General features: G+C 66.1%; 15 protein-coding genes and 1 pseudogene. 6 read left to right on the forward strand and 10 right to left on the reverse strand.

The genetic code is table 11. The annotated features are described in order from the left end of the window. Positions 1–375 precede the first annotated feature (375 nt). From OKW27_RS08805 to OKW27_RS08815, 3 genes are all read left to right on the forward strand, one after another. On the forward strand, positions 376–729 hold the full coding sequence (locus tag OKW27_RS08805) for a YciI family protein (protein WP_090807928.1): 354 nt from the start codon (positions 376–378) through the stop codon (positions 727–729). A gap of 179 nt (positions 730–908) precedes the next feature. Then, the gene (locus OKW27_RS08810; protein WP_429333228.1) at positions 909–1,322 is read left to right on the forward strand and encodes a YciI family protein; all 414 of its coding nucleotides are present in this window, start codon (positions 909–911) and stop codon (positions 1,320–1,322) included. Between the two features lie 77 nt (positions 1,323–1,399). Beyond that, positions 1,400–2,674, forward strand: coding sequence for an RNA polymerase sigma factor (locus OKW27_RS08815; protein WP_429333229.1), 1,275 nt, complete (start codon positions 1,400–1,402; stop codon positions 2,672–2,674). Positions 2,675–2,713: 39 nt separating this feature from the next. Here OKW27_RS08815 and OKW27_RS08820 read toward each other — a convergent pair. The 7 genes and pseudogenes from OKW27_RS08820 to OKW27_RS08850 form a co-directional block, all read right to left on the reverse strand. Next, a pseudogene (locus OKW27_RS08820) lies at positions 2,714–2,923 on the reverse strand (LysE family translocator); the annotation flags it as partial. Positions 2,924–2,953: 30 nt separating this feature from the next. Continuing rightward, positions 2,954–3,541 carry a DUF4337 domain-containing protein gene (locus OKW27_RS08825; RefSeq protein ID WP_184052885.1) on the reverse strand — a complete coding sequence of 196 codons (588 nt, stop codon included), beginning with the start codon at positions 3,539–3,541 and terminating at the stop codon, positions 2,954–2,956. 124 nt (positions 3,542–3,665) lie between these two features. After that, positions 3,666–4,634: a quinone oxidoreductase family protein gene (locus OKW27_RS08830; RefSeq protein ID WP_429333230.1), complete on the reverse strand. Its 969-nt coding sequence runs from the start codon at positions 4,632–4,634 to the stop codon at positions 3,666–3,668. Between the two features lie 137 nt (positions 4,635–4,771). Next, positions 4,772–7,840 (reverse strand): efflux RND transporter permease subunit, encoded by a 3,069-nt coding sequence (locus OKW27_RS08835; RefSeq protein ID WP_279613335.1) that lies wholly within the window; start codon positions 7,838–7,840, stop codon positions 4,772–4,774. Between the two features lie 16 nt (positions 7,841–7,856). Beyond that, on the reverse strand, positions 7,857–9,008 hold the full coding sequence (locus tag OKW27_RS08840) for an efflux RND transporter periplasmic adaptor subunit (protein ID WP_429333231.1): 1,152 nt from the start codon (positions 9,006–9,008) through the stop codon (positions 7,857–7,859). 53 nt (positions 9,009–9,061) lie between these two features. Beyond that, positions 9,062–10,633, reverse strand: coding sequence for an efflux transporter outer membrane subunit (locus OKW27_RS08845; protein ID WP_429333232.1), 1,572 nt, complete (start codon positions 10,631–10,633; stop codon positions 9,062–9,064). Between the two features lie 312 nt (positions 10,634–10,945). Continuing rightward, complete coding sequence (locus OKW27_RS08850; protein ID WP_184030479.1) at positions 10,946–11,680, reverse strand: GNAT family N-acetyltransferase; 735 nt, start codon at positions 11,678–11,680, stop codon at positions 10,946–10,948. Between the two features lie 126 nt (positions 11,681–11,806). Here OKW27_RS08850 and OKW27_RS08855 point away from each other — a divergent pair, with 126 nt between their 5' ends. The 3 genes from OKW27_RS08855 (at position 11,807) to OKW27_RS08865 (ending at position 14,503) form a co-directional block, all read left to right on the forward strand. Beyond that, complete coding sequence (locus OKW27_RS08855) at positions 11,807–13,399, forward strand: PLP-dependent aminotransferase family protein (protein WP_429333233.1); 1,593 nt, start codon at positions 11,807–11,809, stop codon at positions 13,397–13,399. Between the two features lie 194 nt (positions 13,400–13,593). Next, positions 13,594–13,926, forward strand: coding sequence for a hypothetical protein (locus OKW27_RS08860; RefSeq protein WP_184052897.1), 333 nt, complete (start codon positions 13,594–13,596; stop codon positions 13,924–13,926). A 184-nt stretch (positions 13,927–14,110) separates the two neighbouring features. After that, positions 14,111–14,503: a flavin reductase family protein gene (locus OKW27_RS08865; protein WP_090807910.1), complete on the forward strand. Its 393-nt coding sequence runs from the start codon at positions 14,111–14,113 to the stop codon at positions 14,501–14,503. Between the two features lie 6 nt (positions 14,504–14,509). Here OKW27_RS08865 and OKW27_RS08870 read toward each other — a convergent pair whose 3' ends face one another. The 3 genes from OKW27_RS08870 to OKW27_RS08880 all read right to left on the reverse strand — a co-directional run bounded on the left by OKW27_RS08870 (position 14,510) and on the right by OKW27_RS08880 (position 16,195). Beyond that, on the reverse strand, positions 14,510–15,007 hold the full coding sequence (locus tag OKW27_RS08870) for an N-acetyltransferase family protein (RefSeq protein WP_429333234.1): 498 nt from the start codon (positions 15,005–15,007) through the stop codon (positions 14,510–14,512). 138 nt (positions 15,008–15,145) lie between these two features. Continuing rightward, positions 15,146–15,304 carry a PQQ-binding-like beta-propeller repeat protein gene (locus OKW27_RS08875; protein WP_429333235.1) on the reverse strand — a complete coding sequence of 53 codons (159 nt, stop codon included), beginning with the start codon at positions 15,302–15,304 and terminating at the stop codon, positions 15,146–15,148. A 507-nt stretch (positions 15,305–15,811) separates the two neighbouring features. Continuing rightward, positions 15,812–16,195, reverse strand: coding sequence for a hypothetical protein (locus OKW27_RS08880; protein ID WP_429333236.1), 384 nt, complete (start codon positions 16,193–16,195; stop codon positions 15,812–15,814). Positions 16,196–16,313 lie beyond the last annotated feature (118 nt).

Here is a 16,313-nt window from a genome sequence, read left to right on the forward strand (position 1 = left end):
CGAAAGCGTCGCGGGTCACCGGCGCTTCGCTCAATGCGCTATCGGCGAGCCCGGGCGAGTGGCTGCCCGCTGCGCTGCGTTTCGTCGAACGGCTGATACGACCATTTCAGCGCGGACGTAAATGGATTACGGACACATTGAAAGCGGCATCGACGTGTCGCGCGAGGCCGGCTGGTGCGCGTGGCGCGGCTTGTTACGAGTGTCCGTAGAAGTCCCGCCGGGCGCGTTTGCCGCTGCGATTCCCGCTTGCTAGACTGGCTGCGCCTGCTTGCCGCCTACCTGCTCGCGTACCTCCCGCATACCGCCGAGGCCAGGCGTCGCTGGCGTCGTTGCGATGCCGACGCGCGCGTACAACCGAGCCCTATCGGAGACATCATGTCCTACATGCTGCTGATCGTCGAACCCACGGACCAACGCGAGGAGCGCGCCGAAGCCGCGGGCCGCGACCTCTACGACCAGATGGTGCGTTTCTCCGAGAACCTGAAAGCGCGCGGCAAGCTGCTCGCGGTCGAGTCACTGACTTCGCAGAAGGACGCCGTGCGCGTGCAGGTCCGCCATGGCCAATCGAAGCTCGTCGACGGGCCGTTCGCCGAGGCGAAGGAGATGATCGGCGGCTTCTTTCTGTTGAACTGCGACAGCCGTGAAGAGGCCGTGGCGATCGCGCAAACCTGCCCGGCGGCGTCGTGGTGCACGGTCGAGGTGCGCAAGCTCGGACCGTGCTTCATCTAGGCACGCGTGACTCCCACTTCACTCGCTTCGGTATTTTCCCTGGGATGTGGGGACCGCCGCGCGTGTCGATCGGACCGTGCATCGCGCGTCGTATGAGTAAGGGGCGAGCCGGCGTGGCCCCGCCAGGCGATTCACAGGAATCCACTCACGACCAACCACTAACAACAAGGAGCAACGACATGCGATTCATGATCATCGTCAAAGCCACCGCCGCGAGCGAAGCCGGCGAGATGCCCGAACCGTCGCTGATCGCCGCCATGGGCGCCTACCACGAAGAACTCGCGAAGGCCGGCGTGCTGCTCGACGCGACGGGCCTGCAGCCGAGCTCGAAAGGCTGGCGCATGCGCTATAGCGGCGGCAAACGGAGCATCGTGGACGGGCCGTTCGTGGAGACCAAGGAGCTGATCGCGGGCTACACGTTGATCCAGGTGCGCTCGCGCGACGAGGCGATGGAATGGGCGCGGCGTTTTCCGGCGCCGTTCGGTGAGCACGCCGATGGCGAAATCGAGGTACGGCAGCTGTTCGAACTCGACGACTTCGAGCCGGGGCCGGAAGTCGAGCGCTTTCACAAGCTCGAAGAAGATCGCCGCTGATTTGATGGACTACGTCTGGGAGCTCGCATACATGGTCCTGAACGCGCAACCGCCGGCAGCAGGTGAAGGCTGACGCCGTGACGATACAGGCCACCCATCGTGCGATCGACGCTGTCTGGCGGATCGAATCCGCGAAGGTCATCGCTCACGTCGCGCGGATCGTGCGCGACGTGGGACTCGCCGAGGAACTCGCGCAGGACGCGCTGGTGGCCGCGCTCGAGCATTGGCCGGACGCGGGCGCGCCCGACAACCCCGGAGCGTGGCTGATGACGGCCGCGAAGAACCGCGCGCTCGATCGCCTGCGCCAGGAAGCGCTGCATGCGCGCAAGCGCGAGGAGCTCGGCCACGATCTCGACGCGATCGAAGCGCACGTGGTGCCCGATTTCGTCGATGCGCTCGACGCCGCGCGCGCCGACGACATCGGCGACGATCTGCTGCGGCTCATCTTCACCGCGTGCCATCCGGTGCTGTCGACCGATGCGCGCGTCGCGCTGACGCTGCGCCTGCTCGGCGGCCTCACCACCGACGAAATCGCGCGCGCGTTTCTCGTGCCGGAGCCGACCATCGCGCAGCGGATCGTGCGCGCGAAACGCACGCTGTCGGCGGCGCGCGTGCCGTTCGAGGTGCCGCAGGAGGACGCGCGAGCGGCGCGGCTCGCGTCGGTGCTGCAGGTGATCTACCTGATTTTCAACGAAGGTTATTCGGCCACGGCCGGCGACGACTGGATGCGCCCGACGCTATGCGAGGAGGCGTTGCGGCTTGGGCGCGTGTTGAGCGGACTCGCAGCCGACGAGAGCGAGGTCCACGGTCTCGTTGCGCTGATGGAGATTCAGGCGTCGCGTACGCACGCGCGCACCGACGCCCAGGGGCGTCCGGTACTGCTGCTCGATCAGGATCGCAGCCGCTGGGACCCGCTGCTGATTCGCCGCGGCCTCGCCGCGCTGGACAACGCGCATGCGCTCGGCGGCGAGAGCGGGCCGTATGCGTTGCAGGCGGCGCTCGCCGCGTGCCATGCGCGAGCGCGCCGCGCCGAGGACACCGACTGGGCGCAGATCGTCGCGCTCTACGATGCGTTGGCGCAGGTCGCGCCGTCGCCGGTAGTGGAGTTGAATCGCGCGGTCGCGGTGGGGATGGCGTTCGGGCCGGCGGCCGGACTCGAGATCGTCGATGCGCTCGCCGCCGGTTCGGCGCTCGCGAATTATCACTGGCTGCCGAGCGTGCGCGGCGATCTGCTGGTCAAGCTTGGACGCGTCGACGAAGCCCGCGCGGAGTTCGAGCGCGCCGCGGCGATGACGCGCAATACGCGCGAGCGCGAGTTGTTGCTGGAGCGTGCGCGCGGGCTCGCGGATTGAGGCTGGCACATTGGTGCTCGCGCACACGTCAGTGCCGCCTCAACGAATCAGCTGCCGCACCCCCAACGCAACGATCAAGCCGCCGCACACACGATCCACCCACCTCTTGCCGCGCCGATAAGCCGACGCGATGCGCTGATGCGACAGCGCCAGCGCGACGAACCCATACCAGCTGCTCGCGACGACGAACACCATGCCGAGCATCGCGGCGGACGTGCCGGTGCTCACATGCGCTGGCGCCGCCGAAGCTCTGGGTGAAAAGTAACGCGAGCATTCCGCTCATAGCCCGAAAAACGCCGCGCCCGCGGTCAAGACGCCCACTCCCGCGACGAGGTACGACAGATTGCGCAGCCAGTTCTTGCGCGTGAGCAGCGTGATCGCACACAGCGCAATCGCGACCTGAATCAGCAGCGTCGCCTGAGCCCAGCGGTGATGGCCGTGCAACAGCGTTTCGCTGCGCGTATCGGCGGCGACGACCTGTTTTTCGATCGCTTCTGCGTTCGCGCGGATCGGCTCCTTCTGCTGCTTGTATTTCTCGACGTCGGCGACGAACTTCGCGTGCGCGTCGCTATTGGGCGCCGACAGCGCCGCGCCGAGTTCCGCGAGGTTTTCCTTTTCGCCCTTCGCCTGGTAGTAGCTCCACTGGTTCGACGCTTCGGTCTTCTTGATCGCGGCTTCGTTCTTGTAGAACAGCGCGAGGTTTTCGGCGTTGCCGCTCTGGTACGCGCACAGCGCGCCGATCGTCGCGAGGATCGCGGTCATCACGGCCATGCGGCTCGCGAACGGATCGGCGTCGTGATGCGCGGCGTGGCCGGCGTGTTCGACGGCATGGTCGTGCGGACCGTGCACTTCATATTCTTCAGACATCAGATTCTCCGAGGCAATGCTTTTGTCGTTCTCGCCGGACGGGGCGGGCGCCCGGCGGCCTCAATCTTAGCGTGTCGCCGACGCCCGGAGGCCGCAGCTTCAATGCACTGTGTCAGAGGGACGGTTATTGCATGCGAATCACGACGCGCCCGCGCGTGCCGGCGGCGACCGCCTCGTAGGCTTCGCGCGCGCGGGCGAGCGGGAATTCCTGCGCGATCGCCGGGCCGCTCAGCTTGCCGTTGTCGAAGCCCTCGACGAGCGCCGTCATCAGCGGCGCCGATTCCGCGACGCCGAGCTTCGCGCTGTCGACGCCGAGCAATTGCGTCTCGTTGTGATAGAAGTCGATCAGATCGAACTCGACGCGGCGCTTGCCGGTCCCGCTGATTTCGAGCACGCGGCCGCGCCGCTTCGCGAGACTCAGCGCGGTCTCGAACGCGACACCGCCTACCGTGTCGTACACGACTTCCGCGCCCGCGCCGCCGGTCAGCTCGCGCACGCGTGCGGCCGCGTGTTCGTCGAACGCCACGTAGGCGTCGATCAGGCGGCCCGCGGGCGTGGCGGGATCGAGCGGCCGGCGGTCGACGGCGATCACGCGCGCGCCTCGCGCTTTCGCGATCTGCACGACCGCGCCACCGACACCGCCGCTCGCGCCAAGCACGGCAATGGTCTCGCCGACCTGCAACTTTGCGTATTCGACGGTGCCGAGCCACGCGACCACGAAGTTCACGCCGATCGCCGCCGCCTCGATGTGGCTCAACGCCACGGGCTTGCGCGACAGCGCCGCGACCGGAATGCCGAGGTACTCGGCGTGCGTGCCGTCGCGCGTGAAGCCGATGTCGCCGCCGGTCCCCCACACCTCGGCGTCGAGCCACGCGGCCGGGCCGTCCACCACCACGCCGCTGAAGTCGCGCCCCGGCGTGCGCGGCAGCACCGTATGTTCGAAATGGCCGGACACGTTCTTCACGTCGCTCGGATTGACCGAGGCCGCCATGACCCGCACGACCGCATGCTCCGCGTCGGCCTGCGGCGTCGGCAGATCGACGTATTCGAGCACTTCGGGGTTGCCAAAAGATTTGAACTGAATCGCTTTCATCGTGCGTGGCTCCGGTTGGTCTTGCGCCGCGTTGCGCAGCGAATGCACCGTAGTCTAAGTGATGCGAGTAAGGGCATCAGGACGACGGCTTTCAGATTTCGGACAACCCGCGCGCCGGGTACGCGATCACCCACGCTCTAACCCGCCTGACCCGCCTCGTCGGCCTTCGGCGCCTGAGCATGCCGCTGGTGTTCGGCGGCCAGAAACATGTACATCGCCGGCACGACGAACAACGTGAACAGCGTGCCGATCGACATCCCGGTGAAGATCACGAGCCCCATTGCGTTGCGGCCCGCCGCGCCCGCACCCGACGCGATCACGAGCGGCACCACACCGAGCACCATCGCCGCGGTCGTCATCAGGATCGGGCGCAGCCGCACGCCCGCCGCTTCCTCGACCGCTTCGCGCTTCGCGCGGCCCGCGCGCTGCAGTTCGTTGGCGAACTGCACGATCAGAATGCCATGCTTGCTGACGAGCCCCATCAGCGTGACGAGGCCGACCTGCGTGTAGATGTTCAGCGTCGTCAGGCCGATGTTGATGAAGATCAGCGCGCCGAACAGCGCCATCGGCACCGAGATCAGGATCACGATCGGATCGCGGAAACTCTCGAATTGCGCCGCGAGCGCGAGGAACACGATGATCGTCGCGAGCAGCAGTGTGATGACGAAGCCGCCCGACTCCTGCACGAACTGGCGCGACTCTCCCGAGTAATCGGCTGAATAGCCGGCCGGCGCGACCTGCGCGGTCGCCTTGCGCAGAAAATCGAGCACCTGACCTTGCGACACGCCCGGCACGATCACGCCGGAGATCGTCGCCGAGTTCAACTGCTGGAAGTGGTTGATCGATTCTGGCACGACGCTGTGCCGCAGATGCGCGATCGTCGACGCCGGAATCACGTTGCCGTCCGGCGTGCGCAGATAGTAGTCGAGCACTTGCGACGGATTGAGCCGGTCGATCTGCAACACCTGCGGAATCACCTTGTACGAGCGTCCCGCAATCGAGAAGTAGTTGACGTAGCCGCCGCCCAGCGCCGACCCGAGCGCCTCTCCGACGTCGCTCTGCGACAGCCCGAGCGAGGCCACCTTGTCGCGGTCGACGACGAGCGTCACTTCCGGCTTGTCGATTTTCAGGTCGCTATCGACGAAGAAGAACATGCCGCTCGCACGCGCTTTTTCCAGCACTGCTTGCGACACCTCGTTGAGGTTTTCGAACGGCTCGGTCGTGCTGATCACGAACTGCACCGGCAAGCCCTGCGCGCCCGGCAGCGGCGGAAACTGGAACGCCGCGACGCGCGCGCCCGCGATCTGATTCCACTTCTGCTGCAACTCCTGCTGCAGCACGGTCGCGTTCTTGCCGCGCTGGTCCCAGGTCTTGAACAGCACGCCGCCGATGCCCCGGTTGACAGTCGGCGAGCCCGTGAGCTGGAACATCTGCGAATATTCGGGCAGTGTCTTCGAAGCATCGAACACCTGGTCCGCGTAGGTCTGCATCTGCTGGATCGTCGCGTTGGGCGGCCCGATGATCTGCGAGAGCACGATGCCCTGGTCTTCCTGCGGCGCGAGTTCCGACTTCGAGGTCATGAACAGATACACGGTGCCGCACAGCAGCAGCGCGCCCATGATCACGAACACGGGCCAGGTGTCGAGCGTCGCATGCAACAGGCGGCCGTAGCCGCGATGCACGCGCTCGAACTGGCGGTCGACGAAACGCGCGAAGCGGCCCGACTCCTGCGCGGCGCGGAAGAAGCGCGAGCACATCATCGGCGACAACGTGAGTGCGATCACGCCCGACACCGTCACCGCGCCCGCGAGCGTGAACGCGAATTCGGTGAAGAGCGCGCCCGTCAGCCCGCCCTGGAAGCCGATCGGCGCGTACACGGCGATCAGCACGACGGTCATCGCGACGATCGGGCCGCCCAGTTCGCGCGCGGCGATCAGCGCGGCGTCGAACGGTGTCCTGCCTTCGTGCTTCATGTGCCGATCGACGTTCTCGACGACGATGATCGCGTCGTCCACGACGAGCCCGATCGCGAGCACGAGTGCGAGCAGCGTGAGCAGATTGATCGAATAGCCGAGCACCTGCATCACGAAGAACGTGCCGATCAGCGACAGCGGCATCGCGATCAACGGCACGATCACCGCGCGGAAGCTGCCGAGAAACAGGAAGATCACGACGGTCACGATCACGAGCGCTTCGACGAGCGTTTTGATCACTTCCCTGATTGCGGTGTTGACGAAGTCGGTCGCGTCATAAACGATGTCGCCCGTCATGCCGGTCGGAAACTGCTTCTGCAGATCGGGAAACACGGTTTTCACGCGCTTGGCCACATCGAGAATGTTCGCGTCCGGCGCGACCTTGATGCCGATGAACACCGACCGCTTGCCGCTGAACGCGACGTTGAAGTCATAGCTGTCGGCGCCGAGCACGACGTTCGCGACATCCTCGAGACGCACGAGCGAGCCGTTCTTCTGCTTGACGACGAGCTGCTTGAAGTCGTCGACGGTATGCAGGTCCGTGCCCGCTTCCAGGTCGACGCTGACCATTTGCCCCTTCGTCGTGCCGAGCGTGGCGAGATAGTTGTTGTTGCCGAGCGCGGTGTACACGTCGCTCGCGCTCACGCCGTGCGCGGCGAGCCGGGCCGAGTCGAGCCACGCGCGCATCGCGAACTGCCGCCCGCCGAGCACTTCGGCGGTCTGCACGCCCTGGATCGAATCGAGCTTGGGCTTGACCACGCGCAGCAGGTAATCGGTGACGTTGTTGCTTGGCAGCACGCTGCTGTAGAAGCCCATGTACATCGCGTCGGTGGTCTGCCCGGTCTGCACCGTCAGCACCGGCTGCTGTGCCTGCGGCGGCAACTGGTTGCGCACCGAGCCGATCTGCGTGTTGATCTCGGTCAGCGCGCGGTTCGCATCGTAGTTCAGACGCAGCGTCGCGATGATCGTCGACACGCCCGTGATGCTCGTCGACGACATGTAGTCGATGCCCTGTGCCTGCGCGATCGCCGCTTCGAGCGGCTGCGTGATGAAGCCGGCGATGGTGTCCGAGTTCGCGCCATAGTAGGCCGTCGTGATCGTGACGACCGCGTTCTCGGTCTGCGGATACTGGCTGACCTTCAGCACCGCGAGCGCGCGCAACCCGAGCACGAGGATCAGCAGGCTCACGACCGAAGCGAGTACCGGCCGGCGAATGAAGATGTCCGTGAACATGGTCGGGCGGCCTCGCTTATTGTTCCTGCGGCGTCGGATTCGGACTGTCCGACGGCTGCACGCGGTTGTCGATGATCAGCGGCGTGCCGTTCTTGAGCTTGATCTGGCCGCTCGTCACGACCTGCGTGCCGTCGTCGATGCCCTTCAGAATCGCCACCTGGTCGCCGCGCGTCGGCCCCGGCGTTACGAACACCTGCTGCGCGACGGGCAGCGTCTTGCCGTGCGCGTTGGGCTGCGTGCCGGGCTTCACGATGAACACGGTCGCGCCGTACGGGTTGTAGGTGATCGCCGTTTGCGGCAGGGTCAGGTAGCGCTGTTCGGCGCCCGAGTCGATCTTCACGTTCGCGTACATGCCGGGCAGCAGCTTGCGCTCGCGATTGTCGACGCTCGCTTCGATCTGTACGTTGCGCGTCGCGCTGTCGACTTTCGGGCTCACCGACTGGATCTTGCCGCTGAAGGTTTTCCCGCTGTACGCGTTGGTATCGACGCTGACGGTCGCGCCGATCGCGAGCTGGCCGAGCTGTTGTTGCGGTACCGAGAAGTCGGCGTAGATCGGATCGATGGCTTGCAGCGTGACGATCGCGTCGCCGGGATTCAGGTATTGCCCCGGATTGATCGTCGTGATGCCGAGGCGCCCCGCGAACGGCGCGCGAATCGTCTTCTTGTCGACGAGCGCCTGCTGTTGCGCGACCTGCGCCTTCTTGCCCTTGAGGTCGGCCGCATCGGCGTCGAGCTGCGCCTTCGCGATCGCCTTGATGTCGTACTGCGCGCGGTCGCGCTCGTAGACCGTCTGCGCGAGTTGGGCCGCGGCCTGCAGCGATTGCAGCAGCGCGACGTCGCTGTCGGCGTTGAGTCGCACGAGGATCTGTCCGGCTTTCGCTTCCTGCCCCGACACGAACGCGACCTCGCGCACGAGGCCGGCGACTTCGGTCGTCACGTCTACGCCGCGCACCGCGCGCAGGCTGCCGACCGCCGCGAGCTGCGGCTGCCACGACTGATAGTGGACCACCACCGCCGAGACCGTGGCGGGCGGCGCGGTGTTGGCCGTCATGAACTTCGCGAACATGTGCGCGCGAAACAGGTTGAAGCCGACCAGCGCGGCGAGCAGCAGGCCGACGCTGATCAACATGATCACCATCCGCTTTGTCATCGGTTTTCTTTCGGCCATCGTGATGTCCTTGCTCGGCTTGGGGCGAGGGCTGGGGTTGCGTCAGGGCACGGTCAATGTGGCGTTGCGGCGGTTGCCGTCGTTGCCGATGGCGACGACGTGTTCGACGCGCTCGCCGACGCGGCGGCCGGCGCGGCCGCGGACTCGGGCGCGGCGGCATTCCACCAGCCGCCGCCGAGCGCCTGGAACAGCGCCGCGGTATCGGCATAACGCGCGGCCTGCGCCTGCGCGAGACTCACGACCGTTTGCTGATACTGGCGTTGCGCGTCGAGCAGCGCGAGGTAGCTGACACCGCCGACGTGATACTGTCCGCGCGTCAGTTCGAGCGAATTGCTCGCGGCGCGCGACGCGTCGGTCTGCGCCTTGAGGCCGGTTGCGTCGTGTTCGAGCGCGCGCAGCGTGTCCGCAACGTTCTGGAACGCGAGCAGCACCGTCTCGCGGTATTGCGCGCCGGCCTGCTCGTAGGCGGCCTCGGCCGCGCGCTTCTGCGCGCTCAGCTGGCCGCCGTGAAAGACCGGTTGCAGCAAGCCCGCGCCGATGCTCCAGATCGTGCTGCCGGCCCTGAGCACCTGCGCGGGCGTCAACGCTTCGGCGCCGTAGCTCGCGGACAGCGTGATCTGCGGATACATCGCCGCGGTCGCGACGCCGACCTGCGCGCTCGCCTGATGCAGCGTGGCGTCGGCGGCAAGGATGTCGGGGCGCTGGTGCACCAGCGACGACGGCAGGCTCACGGGCAGCGTGTCGGGCAGCGAGAACATGTCGAGCGTGAAGTCGGGCACCGAGGTATCGCTCGGCAGCTTGCCGGCGAGTACCGCAAGCTGATGGCGCGCCTGATCGAGCTGCTGTTGCAGCGGCGGCAGCGTCGCGCGGGTCTGCGCGAGCAGCGTTTCCTGCGCGAGCACGGCCGTGCGGCTCACGCCGCCGAGTGAGAATTGCTGGTCGAGCACGTTCAGCTGCTGCTCTTCCTCGGTAGCGATCCGCTCGGTCGCGTCGATCTGCGCGCGCACCGACGCTTCCTTGACCGCCGCGGTCACGATGTTGGCCGATATCGTGAGATAGGCGGCCTGCAGCTGGAAGCGCTGATAGTCGATCTGCGCATGCAGCGCTTCGAGTTCGCGCCGCGCGCCGCCGAACACGTCCAGCTTGTACGAGACGTTGACCGACGCGTTGTAGAGATTGAATTCCTCGACGAGGCCGGGCTCGCCGAACGCGATGCCGTTGATCTTTTCGCGCGTGGCGCTCAGTTGCGCGTCGACGCTCGGCAGCAAGGTGCCGCCGGCTTGCGCCGTGTAATTCTCGCGAGCCTGTCGCAACGCCGCCTGCGCGGCGGCCATGTTCGGACTGTTGGCGATCGCCTCGCGGATCAGCGCGTCGAGCGGCTCGCAATGAAACAGCGTCCACCACGCGGCGGGAATGTCCCGGGCCGGCGCGAAACGCTGCGGCAGGCCTGCGGGGCCGGGCGCGGAGGCGGTCTGGTCGGGCAGCGGCGTGGTGGTGAAGGTGTCGGTGGCCGGTGCTGGCGGCGCGTGGTAGTCGGGGCCGACCATGCAGCCGGCCAGCGCGACGCAGCTGCACAACGCAACGTAGAGGCGCCGCCAGACAATACGCTGACTCACGTCGATCATCGATCTACCTTGTATCGCCAATGGCGGGTGGACCGGACGAAGATGTTCAGGGCACCCGAACGTTCTTGGAGTTGTCTTGCCGACGCTGGAATTTACCATGCACGGCGCGAACCGCGCTTGGCCTCGCGTTCGCTGGCGGACGAAGGTGGATACGAGATCACGTAGGAGGGCGGTGATGGCAGGCGGTGCTGCCGCTGTCTGCCACGCCCGGCGCGGTATTCACGACAATTTCACGGATTCGGGCACGCGGTTGGCTCGGCATCGCGCTTGGCGAACTGGTCGAGCTGTTGCCTGGTTATCGATCGTCTGGTTTTACCGGGCCTCGTCCGCCGCTCGGCGCTGCGCGATCAGATCGGCGAGCCGCTCGACCTGCTGCCCTTGCGCATCGAAATTGCCCGCGTCGAGCCACCGCTCATAGCACGAGCGCAATGCCGGCCACTCGCTGTCGATGATCGAAAACCACGCCGTGTCGCGATTGCGCTCGCGATAGACGATCGCCTGCCGGAAGATCCCCTCGAACGTAAATCCATAGCGCAACGCGGCCTTGCGCGACGGCTCGTTCAGCGAATCGCATTTCCATTCGAAGCGCCGATAACCGAGCTTGTCGAACACTTCGCCTAGCAGCAGGTACATCGCATCGGTCGCGATGCGCGTGCGCTTGAGCCGCGGCGAATACGTGACGTGGCCGACTTCGATCACGCCGTTGGCCGGATCGATCCGCATCAGCGAGAGCGTGCCGACCGGCTTGCCCGTCGCCAGGTCGATGACCGCGTAGTGCAGCGGATCTTTCGATGCCGCCATCTGCGTCAGACGCTCGCGATAGGCCGCGAGACTGTCGAACGGGCCGACCGCCAGATAGGTCCAGTCGCGGCCGTCGGTGGCCGAGCCGTACGCGTCGAAGAGGTCGGCCGCGTGGCGCTCGACGTCGACCGCTTCGAGCCGGCAATAGCGGCCGCCGAGCGGCTCGCGGCCCGGCGGCTGCGCGCCGTGCCAGCCGGGCAGGGGCGCGCCGATTGGCTGGCCGTAGGCGTTACGTGTGGGTTCCATGTCTGTTCTCCCGTCGATGAATGAGCGATGCCGGAGGATGCCGATGCGTGTCGATGCAGGAACGATACGGCAAACGTGGTATGTTCAAAAGATCCACGACGTGCTTATTCGATAGGTCCAGCCACCATGATCGAAATCATCGGACCGCTCGTCCATGCGGACGACGCGTTCGCCGCGAGCGGCGCCAGCGGGGCCAAGCGGCCCGCGCCGCTGCAAAAGCAGCTGATCGAACGTCTGCAGCAGGCGATTCTCGCCGGTCGTCTGCCGGCCGGGTCGCTGCTACCGTCGTCGCGGCTGCTCGCCGCCGAAATGGGCGTGTCGCGCAACACGGTCGTGATCGCTTACGAGCATCTTGCCGCGGTCGGCTACGTCATCGCCGATCGCCAGGGCACGCGCGTGAGCCCGCTGTCGAGCCCCGCCGCGCGCGGCGAGCGGGCGGCGGCGTCGGCCGCCCCGGAGGTCGTATACGCGGCGCGCGTCGAGCAGTTCGCGGCGTCGCACAAGCACGCCGACAACGGGTACGCGCTGACCCCCGGCACGCCCGCGCTGGACCGTTTCCCGCTTGCCGCGTGGCGGCGCGCGCTCGAACGTGCGATGGAGCGCGCATTACCACGCGCGCTCGGCTACGGCACGCCGGCCGGCGAGCCCGCGCTGCGCGACGCGATCGCCGCGCATCTGCGGATGGCGCGCGGCGTGCGCTGCGATGGCTCGCAGGTCGTGATCACCGAGGGCGCGCAGGAGGCGCTGAACCTGTGCGTGCGACTGCTGACCAATCCCGGCGATATCGCATGGATCGAGGACCCCGGGTATCGCGGCGCGAAGGCCGCTTTCAACGCGGGCGACTTGCGCACGCTGCCGATTCCCGTCGACGCCGAAGGCATGGCCGTGCCGGCCGACGCGTGGCACACGCATCCGCCGAAACTGATCTACACGTCTCCCGCGCATCAGTATCCGACCGGCGCGGTGCTGTCGGTGGCGCGGCGGCTTGCGCTGATTGCCGAGGCGCGGCGCTGCGGCGCGTGGCTGATCGAGGACGATTACGACGGCGAGGTGCGTCACACTGGCGAGCCGATCGCGAGCATGCAGGGCCTCGTCGACGCGGCGCCCGTGCTGTACGTCGGCTCGTTCAGCAAGACGATGTTTCCGGCGCTGCGCATCGGCTTCGTCGTGCTGCCTCGCGCGATCGCCGCGCATGCCGCTGTTGCGCTGCAAGAGATGCTGCGCGGCGGGCATCGGCTGGAGCAACTGGCGCTCGCGCATTTCATCGAAAGCGGCGAATTCGGGCGGCATCTCGGGCGGATGCGGCGGCTGTACCGCGAGCGGCAGCAGGCGCTGCGCGACGCGCTGGCCGAGCATTTTCCGGCGGCGACGATTCTTGGCGGCGATTGCGGCATGCATCTGACGCTGCGGCTGCCGGCGTCGCTCGACGATCGCGCGCTCACTGCGCGGGCGCAGGGGTTGGGGTTGAGTCCGCGCGCGCTGTCGGGGTTTTCGATCGGGGCGTCGGAGCGGACGAACGGGCTCGTGATCGGGTATGGGAATACGGAGGCGGAGCGCTTGGAGCCCGCGGTGAAAGCGCTGGCGGAGGTGGTGCGGCAGATGGAGGGCGAGGCGCGACCGGCTGCGAAGCGCGCGTCAAAACGGGGCGGAAAAACCGTCGTCCGGTCCCGCAAAAAACCCGCCCCGCCACGCCGTACGCCCGCCACTCCGGGCATGTAATTTTACGTCTGTCCGCCTGGCCCATGTCGCGCTATCGTGTCGTATGCGCGGCGACTTCGCAGGTCCGATGTGCTGGTTTGCCCGCATGTGCCGCGGTTGCCCGTCCCGTCGCGCGGCGGGTGTGGCGCCGGCGATGGGCACGAACAATGCGTTCAGTGTGGTTATCGATGACGATCTATCCGACCGGAGAAGACATGAAGGAAATCGAACCGACCCCGTGGTTTGACCTTGCCATCCATACGCCCGTACGCGAAGGCTGGTACGAAGTGCAGTTGGCGAGCGGGGACACGGCGTTTGCGAAATTTGGCGACGGCGTGTGGACCGAAAAGCCGTTGCTCGTATTCACGCACTGGCGCGGCCTGTGCGCCGATCCCTCGAAAGCCGCGGACGGCGCGGCCGAGTCGGTCGGCGCCGAAGCCACCGCGGCGCAGGGCGTGCGCGCCGCCTGGAACGCGTTCTTCCCGGGACTCGGCGACGAGCAGCACAAGCCGCTCAATGCGGTGCCGAACGGCAAGGCGCCGCATTGAGGGTCCCTTGAGATTCGTTTGAAGTCCGGTCGGGTGGCGGCTTGTGGGCCGCCGCCCGGCAGTTCGATTCGGCCGCCATCCGCGCGTGGTTCGAATCGCTCTCGTATCGCTCGGCCCTACGCCGCACCGCATATGTCCCGCCCCGCTACAATCAGCGTCATCCTTTCGACGCCATCACGATGCTATGAACGCCACCCGAGAAACCGTGGAATTGTCGCGCGCGACTCAACTGCTCAATCACGGACCCGTCACGCTGATCACGAGCGCACACGATGGTCGATCGAACGTGATGGCCGCGTCATGGGCCATGCCGCTCGACTTCAATCCGCCGAAGGTGGTGGTGGTCGTGGATAGCCGCACGCTGACGCGTCGCCTGATCGAGGCGAGCGGCGTGTTCGGGCTGCAGTTGCCGAGCCGCGGTTTCGCCGCGCAAACGCTCGCGGTCGGCACGCACGCGGGCGTCGAACTCGACAACGACGATCCCGACCTGCGCACATGCCATTACGTGGCCGGCGGTACCTTCTTCGCGACGGGCGATGCATTCGAGGTGGCGCCCGTCGCGGCGTCCGCGCAGTGACCGGGCTTAGGTGCTCCGTTCGGTTTCGCCTTCGGCGAAGGCTTTGAGCGCGTCGCCGGCGAGACGATAACGTACCCATTCGCTTTGCGGATTCGCGCCGATCGACTTGTAGAAGCCGATGGCCGGCTCGTTCCAGTCGAGCACGCTCCATTCGAATCGGCCGCAGCCCGTTTCGCAGGCGATTTGCGCGAGATGGCGCAGCATCTGTTTGCCCGCGCCGCTGCCACGCGATGCGGGCGATACGTACAGGTCTTCCAGATAAAGCCCCTGTTTGCCGAGCCACGTCGAATACGAAAAGAAGTACACGCAAAAACCGACTGGCTCGCCGTTCATTTCGCAGATCAGCGCTTTCGCGGCCGCGCCCTCGGAAAACAGGCTCTTCTCGATGTCTTCGACGCCGGCGACGACTTCGTGCTTGGCTTTTTCGTAGATCGCGAGTTCGGTGATGAAGCGCAGGATCAGGGGGGCGTCGGAAGCGGTGGCGGGGCGGATGTGGATCGTCAAGGTCTAGTGCTCGGTGAGTTCGGTGATGACTGCCGGCCGGCGGGCGCTACGCGCCAAATGCGCCGGCTTCGGAACAGACTCACATCGTAGCAAAGAGCCAAAGGTCCCGCCGCGAACGGACGGGGCCTCGGGCGTTTCCTACAGACCGAAGGCGAACAATTTCAGCGGCCCCGGTCCACTCGTCGAGCCAGAGCCCCAGAACACCACGCCGTCCGCAATGGCCGGCCCGGCATTGCATGCACCCCCGCTATTGAATGACCACAGGACTTTTCCGTTGGAAGAATCGAGCGCGTACATCGTGCCATTCGTGTAGTCGAGATTGCGTCCGAAGACCACGCCATTGGCGACACTGACGGCTGCCTCCGCGCGGCTTCAGAGCGGGTCCGGCGTGGTCCACGTCACTGCGCCGGTCGCGACATCGAGTGCGACGACGCTGCCGCGGAAACTCCACTGCCAGGCAGACGGAGGGACATAGGCGGCCATCAATTCTTCGTTCGATGTGGTTCCTACGAAAGCCGTACCGTTCGCGATGACGGCAGACTGCGTGACCATTGAATAGGTGGTTGAATCGACTTGCGTGTGCCAAAGCCGAATCTTATTTGCGGTCTTTAAGCCCGACCGCAATTTGCGTAGTCACCAATGAAAGCGCGGCAACTCCCCTTCAATCGAATGCCCTTCTACATCCCCGCCGGGTTCGTCGGCGAGAGTATGACGGGGTGGTGCGATTCGCGGCTGATTGGATGATCTGCCCGGCATGAGCGCGCGTTCGGACAGGAAGAGAGACCGAAACGGCACTGCCGCGCTTCAACTCTCCGGCAACACCGACTTACCGCGCCGCTTTTTCGGCTTAGGCTCGACACCTACTCGCGGGTCCCGCTCCAGCACGAGTGCCGTCAACTGCTCGACAGTGTCTTCAAACGCAGGATCCTCCTGCGGCACGTAAAGCCATTTCCCAAGCACCGGGTGGGGCTGCAACGCAGGCATATCGGTAATCAGAGCAGCATGGCGTTCCTGCGACGTACAGACGAGCAGCCCATTCCACGGCTTATCGCGATCGGCGGCAACCAGGCACAACAGCCCATCGATATACGCAGCGTCGCTACCAAACATCCGCCGACGCATATACGTCGGATCGCGTTCAAACGCGTCGAAGATCCACAGGAGCGAATTGCTGATCGAAGAGGGCATCGGCGGACAATCTCAGGAAGCGCGGGTGAACGATAAGCTTACGTAAATTCTCCAGACTCGGCAGCGAGCCAATTGAAGATCGAGCAAGTCCGGCTAGGTAAGATGTGTCCAACCTCGG

It is taken from the genome of Paraburkholderia sp. 35.1, assembly GCF_050436525.1.
Taxonomy (GTDB): domain Bacteria; phylum Pseudomonadota; class Gammaproteobacteria; order Burkholderiales; family Burkholderiaceae; genus Paraburkholderia; species Paraburkholderia tuberum.